Source organism: Nostoc sp. 'Peltigera membranacea cyanobiont' 213 (genome assembly GCF_002245975.1).
Classification (GTDB): Bacteria; Cyanobacteriota; Cyanobacteriia; order Cyanobacteriales; family Nostocaceae; genus Nostoc.
Window position 1 is genome coordinate 1 of record NZ_NOLI01000208.1, and the last position, 10229, is coordinate 10229.

General features: G+C 43.9%; 9 protein-coding genes and 1 pseudogene. 4 read left to right on the forward strand and 6 right to left on the reverse strand.

The genetic code is table 11. From position 1 onward, the window contains the following. The 3 genes from CDG77_RS31855 to CDG77_RS31865 form a co-directional block, all read left to right on the forward strand. On the forward strand, window positions 1-227 hold a 227-nt coding region (locus CDG77_RS31855; protein ID WP_317615947.1), incomplete at its 5' end, for a Light dependent period protein LdpA domain-containing protein. A gap of 155 nt (window positions 228-382) precedes the next feature. Next, the gene (locus tag CDG77_RS31860; RefSeq protein ID WP_094333210.1) at window positions 383-2116 is read left to right on the forward strand and encodes a R3H domain-containing nucleic acid-binding protein; all 1734 of its coding nucleotides are present in this window, start codon (window positions 383-385) and stop codon (window positions 2114-2116) included. 54 nt (window positions 2117-2170) lie between these two features. Then, window positions 2171-2779 carry a hypothetical protein gene (locus tag CDG77_RS31865; protein ID WP_094333211.1) on the forward strand — a complete coding sequence of 203 codons (609 nt, stop codon included), beginning with the start codon at window positions 2171-2173 and terminating at the stop codon, window positions 2777-2779. 166 nt (window positions 2780-2945) lie between these two features. On the opposite strand, the gene CDG77_RS37085 is transcribed toward CDG77_RS31865, so the two are convergent. After that, window positions 2946-3113 (reverse strand): hypothetical protein, encoded by a 168-nt coding sequence (locus CDG77_RS37085; protein WP_190234124.1) that lies wholly within the window; start codon window positions 3111-3113, stop codon window positions 2946-2948. A gap of 60 nt (window positions 3114-3173) precedes the next feature. Between CDG77_RS37085 and CDG77_RS31870 the strand changes: the two genes are divergently transcribed. After that, window positions 3174-5084, forward strand: coding sequence for an ABC transporter ATP-binding protein (locus tag CDG77_RS31870; protein WP_094333212.1), 1911 nt, complete (start codon window positions 3174-3176; stop codon window positions 5082-5084). A gap of 103 nt (window positions 5085-5187) precedes the next feature. Here the strand turns inward: CDG77_RS31870 and CDG77_RS31875 are convergent, their stop codons facing one another. The 5 genes and pseudogenes from CDG77_RS31875 to CDG77_RS31895 all read right to left on the reverse strand — a co-directional run bounded on the left by CDG77_RS31875 (window position 5188) and on the right by CDG77_RS31895 (window position 9798). After that, complete coding sequence (locus CDG77_RS31875) at window positions 5188-6381, reverse strand: Coenzyme F420 hydrogenase/dehydrogenase, beta subunit C-terminal domain (RefSeq protein WP_094333213.1); 1194 nt, start codon at window positions 6379-6381, stop codon at window positions 5188-5190. A gap of 14 nt (window positions 6382-6395) precedes the next feature. Then, window positions 6396-6624: pseudogene (locus CDG77_RS31880) on the reverse strand (NIL domain-containing protein). Window positions 6625-6698: 74 nt separating this feature from the next. Further along, window positions 6699-7574: a sulfate ABC transporter permease subunit CysW gene (gene cysW, locus CDG77_RS31885; protein ID WP_094333215.1), complete on the reverse strand. Its 876-nt coding sequence runs from the start codon at window positions 7572-7574 to the stop codon at window positions 6699-6701. Further along, window positions 7561-8418, reverse strand: a complete 858-nt coding sequence (cysT, locus tag CDG77_RS31890) for a sulfate ABC transporter permease subunit CysT (RefSeq protein WP_094333216.1) — start codon at window positions 8416-8418, stop codon at window positions 7561-7563. The genes cysW and cysT overlap by 14 nt, the downstream gene beginning before the upstream one ends. Window positions 8419-8625: 207 nt before the next feature. Next, window positions 8626-9798: a sulfate ABC transporter substrate-binding protein gene (locus CDG77_RS31895; protein ID WP_094333217.1), complete on the reverse strand. Its 1173-nt coding sequence runs from the start codon at window positions 9796-9798 to the stop codon at window positions 8626-8628. Between the last annotated feature and the right edge of the window lie 431 nt (window positions 9799-10229).

The following is a 10229-nucleotide window of genomic DNA, read 5'->3' on the forward strand; positions in this document are numbered from 1 at the left end:
CCCCCTCATCCTCCCCACCCATCGCCGGGGTTGCCTACGGTAGCTACGCCCGTGTATTGCTGTCACCAATTCTCGAAAAGTTGGAGAATAAGGAGGTAAGTAACACCAATGTGAAAGCAATTATTCGCCTAGAAGAAGATGAAGTATTACTTTGGCAAGCTGTAGAACTTGCCCATTCTCTCGTTTCTCAGATTAAATCATGGCAGAGAAGGGAAAGTGAGCATTAGTTAAGCATAATTACTTAGTCCAAAATAGTACTGTAATTCATGTTTAATTTATGTTTGTATAGTCAAGGTAGGAGGTTTGAGCATTGAATGAGCGCTTGAGAACAGTTAGAAGCTGAAAGTATCGATTTACTGTTGTTTCCGTCACCATAGAAAGCATGACGATTACAGACGATCTCCAAAAGTTATTAGATATTTTGCCCCAAGACCTGCAACAAGTACTAGAGAGTCATCCCAAACGAGATAGCTTAGTAGAAGTTGTCTTAGATTTGGGTCGTCGCCCAGAAGCTCGCTTTCCTAATCAAGCTGAGTATCTGAGCGAAATACCCGTTACTCAAGAACAGATAGATGATTGCATTGAACGAGTCGGAATTTTTGGCGGAGATAATCGGGCAGGAATTGAGCAAACTTTGCATCGGATCAGTGCTATCCGCAACCGTACTGGTAAGATTATTGGCTTGACCTGTCGCGTTGGTCGAGCCGTATTCGGAACCATTGGCATGATCCGCGATTTGGTAGAAACGGGTAAATCGATTCTCATGCTGGGTCGTCCAGGCGTGGGCAAAACTACCGCCTTACGGGAAATTGCCCGTGTCTTGGCAGATGATTTGCATAAGCGAGTGGTGATTATTGACACCTCCAATGAAATCGCTGGGGATGGTGATATTGCCCACCCCGCCATTGGTCGCGCTCGGCGAATGCAAGTGGCTCATCCAGACCAACAGCATCAGGTGATGATTGAGGCGGTGGAAAACCACATGCCAGAAGTCATCGTCATTGATGAAATTGGCACGGAACTGGAAGCTTTAGCGGCTCGGACAATAGCTGAACGGGGCGTACAGCTAGTAGGTACTGCCCACGGGAATCAGATCGAAAATCTGATTAAAAACCCCACCTTGGCTGATTTAGTTGGGGGTATCCAAGCTGTTACCCTGGGAGACGATGAAGCTAGACGGCGAGGCTCTCAAAAGACTGTTTTGGAGCGGAAAGCCCCTCCTACCTTTGAAATTGCTGTGGAAATGTTGGAACGCCAACGTTGGACAGTACACGAAAGTGTTGCTGACACAGTAGATAATCTGTTGCGGGGTCGCCAGGCTACCCCACAAACGAGAACTGTTGACGATCAGGGCAAAATTGGGGTTACAAGGCAGTTAGCTGTTGTCAACGGTCGCGGTGGACAGCTAGCCACAGTGGAAGATTCTTTCGCCCCGGCACGACAGGCTAATGGCTGGCGTTCTTCTGGACAAATGGTTGCACTACCGCAATTGCCTGTAGAACGGGTAACAGGACGCAGTGAGTTCGATCGATTGCTGGATGAATCTTTCAATTATTCTGAGAGCATTGATTTGGATGCTGTTACAAGAGTGCCCGGCCCTAATGGTGAAGATTTGCCACTGCACGTTTACCCTTATGGCGTTAGCCGCCACCAACTAGAACAGGTAATTAGCGTGCTAACTTTACCCGTCATCTTGACAAAAGACATAGATACTGCTGATGCCATTTTAGCACTGCGATCGCACGTCAAAAACCACGCCAAATTACGCCAAATGGCCAAAGCCCGTCATGTACCCATCCACATGATTAAGTCCAGCACCATTCCGCAAATTACCCGTGGCTTGCGGCGGTTGCTGAACATGGACGACCCAGAAATGGCCGATGACTTAGAATTGCAACTGTTTTTGCACAATGGTAGCGATGATGAGATGGATGCTCTTGAAGAAGCCAGACTTGCTGTTGAGCAAATTGTGATTCCGAAAGGACAGCCAGTTGAGTTATTACCACGTTCGCCCCAAGTCCGCAAAATGCAACATGAGTTGGTAGAACACTATCGCCTCAAGTCGCATAGTTTTGGCGAAGAACCAAATAGAAGATTGCGGATTTATCCGGCGTAACCTCACCCCCAACCCCTCTTCTAGCAGGAGAGGGGGATTTAATGGATATACTGAATGTCTTATAGAGAGTTTTCTTTAAGAAAAGTAAAACAAGACTTTAATCTGACCCTAGTAGAGGGTGGACGGTTTTTGCCGCCGATAGAGCCAATCTTGCCAAGTCCAATGCTGGCTGAATTTTTAGCAGAAAGTATCCAGCTAGCAATAGCAATGGGTTCTGAGAAAGCTCGATCGGAATTGATTATCAGCCCAATCTTGTTTGAAATCCGAAAAATTCTCAATAGACAAATCAGTTTCTTTTCTGGAGAAGAATTTAATGTTGAACCGGAAGTTGGACTGGCGGGATTTTGCGACTTTTTGATCAGTCTTTCGCTAGAACAGTTATTTATTGAAGCTCCAGCAGTGGTGATAGTGGAAGCCAAGAAGGAAAATCTCAAAGGTGGTTTGGGGCAGTGTATTGCAGAAATGATTGCCGCCCAAAGGTTTAATGCCAAAAACGAAAAACCTCTTGCTACTATCTACGGTAGTGTTAGTAGTGGCAACCTGTGGACGTTCCTGAAGTTAGAGGAAAGCACTGTAACTATTGATTTAAGTGAATATTTAATTCCGCCAGTAGAGCCAATTTTAGGTATTTTGGTATGGATGTTGCGATCGCAATCAACTTAAAGTTTGGTTTTGCTTCTAATTGTTGTTAATTTACCTATGCCAAAAAACCCGGTCATTAAGACCAGGTTTTTGTAGGGCCATATTCCCCCAAGGCTAGTTATAGAAGTCATTTATAATTCAGTGTTCTGGTAATTACTACCAAACTTAGATTATCAATTTCGGAAAACTATCGCCCAATTCTCAAAATTTTCTTGCACTCACTTGTGGGATGCTTGCGGTGGGCTACGCCTATGCTAATATCTGCTATTCGCGATCGCTCAGAGACGCGATGAATCGCCGTCTCTACAATAATCAGTCTTTCGTCTTGACGGCGATTTATCGCGTCATTACTCATTGAAATTCAGATCACAACATCGCTTTCAGAATTTTGCTATTATTTGCTACTTTAAAATATATGCAAATCATAGAAATTTCTCCATTCCAAGCATTCCGCCGCAGTGTGGTAACGGTGATGCAGGTAGTTCCAAAGGAGCTACGCTATGTGGCAATTTTGACATTACTGGGTGGTGCAGGCCCTGCGATCGCCATTTGGCTCAACAAGGTGATAATTGATGAAATTACCCGCTTATTGAGTACGGGAACAACGCAGAATGCGATCGCCCTGATACTTTCTCAACCTGTGCTACTCTCCAGTATTGCAGGTTCATTGCTAGTGAATTTGGTGAGTGATGCGATCGCTAATATCAATAGTTTTGTATATACTTCCCTGCGCGATCGGATTACAGGCTTTATCCAAGGACAAGTAATTGAGAAGGTTGCCACTTTTGAAGATATTGCCCTGTTTGAAACACCCGATTTGCTCAATTTGTTGCAGTTGACCGAAAAGGGAGTCCAACGACTTCCAGAGCTTTGTGTCAGGCTTGTGATGATGCTAGAGGGAATTTTTATCTTCATTCCAGCCATACTGCTTTCGGTATCCCTTGCTTGGTGGATACCCCTAATTTTGTTTAGCTGTGTTACCCCTGCTATGTATGTAGAAAGGAAATACCGCAAGCAAGTTTGGAGGGTAGAAAAAACCCAAGCCAGTCTTCTTCGGGAAATGAACTTGTATAAAACGGTTTTAACTGGAGAGACATACGCCAAAGAAATACGCTTGTTTAGTTTGCAGCCTTTACTACTAGAACGTTGGCACGGACTTTATCGGACAATTTTTAGAGCAATGGAACAGATCCGTCGTCGGGGGACAACGGCGGTTATTGGTTGGTCTTTACTCAGTGGCTTAGGCTTTGCGTTGCCATATTTATATGTAGTTCAGGGAGTGCTAGGTGGAACCCATACTTTAGGAGATTTGGCGCTTTACACAGGGGTAATTTTAGAAGTGCGTCGAAGTTTAGAGAATTTGATGTCTGGCGGGTCAGAGTTGTATGATATTTCACTGGCAACAACGCCCATTTTCCAACTTTTGGAATTAGAACCGCAATTATCCAGTTCTCAATCAAAGGCATGGAGAGAAGTCAAGGAATCGGCTGTTAACAATCAGAACTTTCAAAGAAATGGGAATCGGCAAGCTTTATCAAGTGAAGTATTGCAGACAGGTATTTGCATTGAAAATCTATCCTTTACCTATCCCAATAGCGATGCCTCCGGCGGTAAACAACGCCCCATCTTGAAAAATATCAATCTGAAAATTCACCCCAATGAGATGATTGTATTGGTAGGTGAAAATGGTGCTGGCAAGACCACTTTAACAAAGCTATTGTGTCGCCTCTATGACCCTAGCCAAGGTGCGATTATTTGGGATGGGCAAGATTTACGATCGCTACCCTTAGAAGATTTGCGATCGCGGATTGATGTCGTTATGCAAGATTACGCTCGTTTTCCGACTACTGTGCGGGAAAATGTTGCCTTTGGGAATTTACCGAAAATGCAGGATGACGAAGCAATTACGGAAGCGATCGCTGAAGCTGGTTTAACTAGAGTAATTGAGAAGCTAGATGGTGGTTTGGAAACCCTCTTAGGCAAACAGCTAGAGGGTGGTATCGATCTATCTGGGGGACAATGGCAGAGATTAGCGATCGCTCGTGCATTGCTGCGACTGTCTCCAGCCGAATTACTCATACTTGATGAGCCAACAGCAAATCTTGACCCGAAAACAGAACACGAGATTTACAATATTTTGCGTACTCTAGCGAGGGGGAGAATAGCCGTTGTAGTCAGCCATCGCCTCGCCTTAGCAAAACTAGCAGACCGAGTAGTAGTACTAGAACACGGTCAAATTATCGAGGTAGGCACTCATGACGAACTCATCGCACTAGGCGGACAGTATCACCTAATGTTTACTCGCCAAGCTAGTAGTTATAACTAAGTGGGGCATGGGGCATGGGGCATGGGAGCAGAGGAGAAAGAGGTAATGAATGTTATTCTCCCCAATGCCCAATGCCCAATGCCCAATGCCCAATGCCCAATTTTCAATCCGGTAATTTATATTGCCCAACAATACGCTTGGCAAACTCTGGAACGTGCGCTTCTAATTTCTCTGGATGATTTCGCTTCACATACAAATAATTCCGAGTAAAGTGAGAATCAATGGAAAACCGCGCATATTCCAAACCCTTGGGGCCGATTTTTTCGATAACTACACCCATAAGTTTTGCCGCCCACATCGGGAGGGTCACGCCTTTATCGTAAGCAGGAATACTTTGCTGTACAGCTTCCTTGCGATCGCCTTTAGATGTCACTGGTTGAGTATCTAACTGGTCTTTCACCAAATCCAACATTTCCTTACCAGTATCATTTCTAACTACAATCCATTGCCAGCCGAAGGGTGCGCCCATGTAGCCAACAACTAAATCGGCTAGGGAATTGACGTAATCAAAGCAACTCATACAAGATGGGGCAAAGACATCTTTAAGTTTGTTGGTCTTCAAACCAAAGAAAGGCACTGTTTCTGATGAGCCATCCTCATGTTTGAAGTGAACCCGGAAGTCTTGCATGAATTCGTAATGTACAACTGTCTCTGGCGATCGACTGGTGGTTTCTAAGAATTTTTGTAGTCCAGCGCGGTTAACATTATCTACGCAGGGTGTACCCAAAACATACAGCTTTTCTAAACCCAGTTGTTTTTCTACGGCTCGTAGTGCCTGGATTTGGCAACCAACACCAATTACCAACAGCCGTTTCATGCCCGATTTTTCTATCTGTTCTAATACGGAAAGATTCGGGGAAAGTGTTGGTTTATTTACCCGCGCTGCTAGTATTTCTTCTGGGGTACGCGCGATAACGGGCATGGGTTGAAAGCGGTCTTCTTTGGTGTTTTGCACGCAGACTACGCCTTCAACTAAGCCGCGATTAAGCATTTCAATAGCAATGCTGCTAACAATACCTGTCCATTGTGCGCCTTCGATTGGTTGCTGTTTCCGCGCTGCTATCATGTCTTGATGGACACCAAAGTATAGCTCATCAGGATTATCGAGATGGCGCGATCGCGTATGCGTCTCCACTTCTAGTTCGCCTATTTGCTGATTAATAAAAGCGCAGGCTTCCTTGACATAGTGAATATAATATGTGTCGCATAGTCCGCACTCGCTACAAAGTTCCTTAGCAGGGCGGCGGCTGGTAGGTTTGAGGGCTTTAGCTTTTTTGTGAGGAAAAACTGAGGTCATATAAATTTTTTGTTTTATCCAGTAATCGCTCTTATTACAATACCTTCACTAGCTATGAACTTTCCTTGTAGTTTAAGGTCAAACCAACTATCGCCGACAGCATTGGCTCCCAAAATCGCTGCTGTGATATTCACAGTCAGTCCATAATTAGACACCAGGCGAGAAATTACGGGTTCCTGGTATAGATCCTTGGGAATTCTTAGTCGAATCCGTTTGATTGGTAAGTGGATTGTCACTAACCATGATTGTCACCATCAAGGGGATTGGAAATTATGGATTGGGTAAGGCAGAAATATTCTCCCATACCCAAAATCTAACTATTCAACATCTTTAATGCTGGTTTTGCGTTCTAAAATCTCTTTCAGTACCAAGGTTACTACTGCTAGCAACGCCAACAATACAGCCGCAGAGAAAGCAGCTTCGGTTTCATATTGTTTGTAAGCATCTTCTACAAACAGTGGTAAGCTCTGGGTTTGGTCAGCAATGTTGCCGGATACCACCGAAACCGCCCCGAATTCGCCCATTGCTCTGGCGTTGGTCAAAATTAAACCGTAGAGTAAGCCCCAACGGATGCTAGGTAAGGTGACACGCCAAAATATCTGCCAATCTTTTGCACCTAGAGTTCTTGCAGCTTCTTCTTGATCTTTACCAAATTCCTCTAAAACGGGAATCACTTCCCGCGCCACAAAGGGCATACTCACGAAGGCTGTAGCTAGAACCATACCTGGAAAGGCAAAGACAATCTTGATATCATGGGCTTGGAGCCAAGGGCCAAACCAGCCATTGCGACCGTAAAGTAGCACAATCATCAATCCTGCGACTACGGGCGAGATGGAAAAAGGCAGGTCAATTATGCTTAGAACTATGGCGCGTCCAGGAAATTTATGACGAGCGATCGCCCAAGCTGCACATAGCCCAAATACTGTATTCAAGGGCAGAGAAATTACAGCCAGCAACAGTGTCAGCCAAGCTGCATGGAGAAAAGCTGGTCGCGTTAGGTTAGATAGAAATGGCCCTGCTCCCTTGCTAAAGGCTTGGAAAAAAACGTTGATTGCCGGGATGTATTGAACTAGAGCTAAATAAGCGATCGCTATCCCAATTAAAACTATGGGAACCCAACTCTTCTGCTCTTTCGGCTTGGCTGTATGTGTATCAGATGCAGATGAATGAAAACTTGGCTTATCTAGTGTCATATCGCCTTGCCCATGCTTGTAAGAAATTAATTGCCAATAGCAATACCAACGAAATTGATAGTAAAACTATGCCAATTACTGTTGCACCAGAATAGTCATACTGTTCTAATCGCTGGAAAATCAGCACAGGCGCGATCAAATCTTGATAGGGCGTATTGGAAGAGATAATTACAGTTGACCCATATTCCCCAACCGCACGGGAGAAACCCAAGGCAACACCAGTTAAAATCGTCGGAAATAAAGGTGGCAAAATCACTTTCCAAAATGTCTGCCATTGAGAAGCACCCAGACACCAAGCAGCTTCTTCAATTTCATGTTCCATTTCCTGAAGCACGGGTTGCACAGTTCTCACAATAAAAGGTAGTGAGATAAATATCATTGCTACCGCTACTCCCGTGCGGGTAAAAGCTACTTTAATTCCCAGTGGTGCTAGTAGCGAACCTATCCAGCCATTATCGCTGTAAACTGTTGCCAGGGTTAAACCTGCTACTGAAGTTGGCAGTGCAAAGGGTAAATCTACTGTGGCATCAATCAAGCGTTTTAAGGGAAAGTCGTAGCGAACTAGAACCCAAGCAATTAGAGTTCCAAATACACCATTGAGTAAGGCAGCAAATATCGCTGTAAAAAAAGTTACGTTGTATGTTGCTAGGGCGATATCACTGGTTGCGATCGCCCAAAATCTCGCTGGAGGTTCCGTACTCGCTTTCAGGAACATGGCAGCTATGGGGATAAACAACATCACCGTCAAGTATCCAATGGTGATTCGCCAAGTCCAGGGAACCCGCCCCAATTTCTTCCAGAATGGCGTTTTGCGTTCAACTTCTAGAGAAGGAGATACACTCATCATAGTTAAACATTTAAAATTGAAATTTCACAAAAAGTTTTGGCATTGCTGATTGCGGTATGAAAAATAATTTTGCGTAATTTAAAAATCCTTGTAGAAACGCAAAATTTTGCGTCTCTATATCTAGATTTATACCTCGATTCAGCAATACCGAAGTTTTTTGTCAGTAGTCGGTCTTTTGTTCGCCGACCATTGACAAATGACAAATTACTTTTTCTTGGCTTGAATCCGATCAAAAATAGCTCCGTCTGCGAAGAACTTCTTATTGATTCCATCCCAACCGCCGAAGTCTGCAACTGTACCCAGAGTTTTCACCTTGGGAAATTTGTCTGCAACTTCCTTACTTAGAGTCAAAGTATCATCTACTGGTCGGAATCCCAATTTTGCAAACTCCTGTTGAGCCTCTGGAGTATATAGATATTTGACAAAACCTTCGGCAACTTCACGCGTACCGTGCTTATCTACATTTTTGTCTACTACTGCGATCGGATTATCAATGGAGATATTCACATCAGGGACGATCGCAGTCAACTTTTCACCCTTTTGTTCTGCCAAGATAATCTCATTTTCATAGTTAATCAGGGCATCACCTTGACCCTGCTTGAAAAATGCGTCAGTAGCTTCACGAGCATCTTTAGTTAGCAAGGGCACATTCTTGTACACTTTGGTAACAAACTCAGTCGCTTTAGCATCATCTCCACCAGTTTTAATCACTGAATTCCAAAGAGCTAAGAAATTCCAGCGAGCAACTCCTGATGTTTTCGGATCGGCAGTAATTAGTTTTATACCGTCTTTAGATAAATCTTCCCAGGTCTTGATATTTTTAGGATTGCCTGGACGTGTAACTAATGCTGCCACTGATTTTGAAACAATACCATTGTTGGGAACTTCCTTTTCCCATCCTGGCTGAATCAATCCAGCCTTCTCAATCTTTGAGGTGTCTCCAGCTAGCGCCAAGTGGACGACATCTGCTTCCAAACCATCAATAACGGCACGAGTTTGGGAACCAGAACCACCATAGCTTTGTTTGAAGACGACAGTTTGATTATGATCTTTCTTCCACTGTTCGACAAATTTAGGAATAATTGCTTCGTGAGCCGCTTTGGTGACAGCAAAGGAAACCAGAGTTAGTTCAACATTATCTTTGGTTGCAGCCACAGGAGCAGCACTAGGGGTTTCAGAAGAAGGATTACTCCCAGTTTCACCACCGGAGCAGGCAGCAAGCGCCACACTCAACACAGTACCTACTAAAAAGAGCGATACAAAGCTTTTGAGCGAATTTATTCTGAACCGATATGTTCTACGTTCAGCGTAGATGCGAAGCATCTTGTCGTAAGACATCGCTTGTAACCTTTTCAGTGGGCGTTGCCACAAACTCATTCTATTTTCTCCGCTAAATCTACAAGTAGTCGATGGGAATACAGTTATATACTGTTTATCATACTGGATGATTACATGTATCTAGTTGCAAACACTAATAAACCTCATATTCTTTATCGAGAACATGGTGATTTTACCAGTTCTATGAAAAATTACAATGCTTTTATTTTCAACTATCAAGTTGTCATCACAATCGGCTATTTAGTAGATCAAGCAACTTGCTAGGGAATGAACCGCAATATTTACCTGAAAATAGCTGTAAATTAAGTAAGTCGGTGTGAATATTTATCATTAAGATCGGGCAGGAAGCAGGGAGCAGGAGGCATGAGGCAAGAGGACTTTAGTCTACTTTAACCCACATTCCGCACCCTAACTGTCACAAGTTCATTAGTACTTAACTAATTGTCGGCGAATAGTATTTATGAACTATA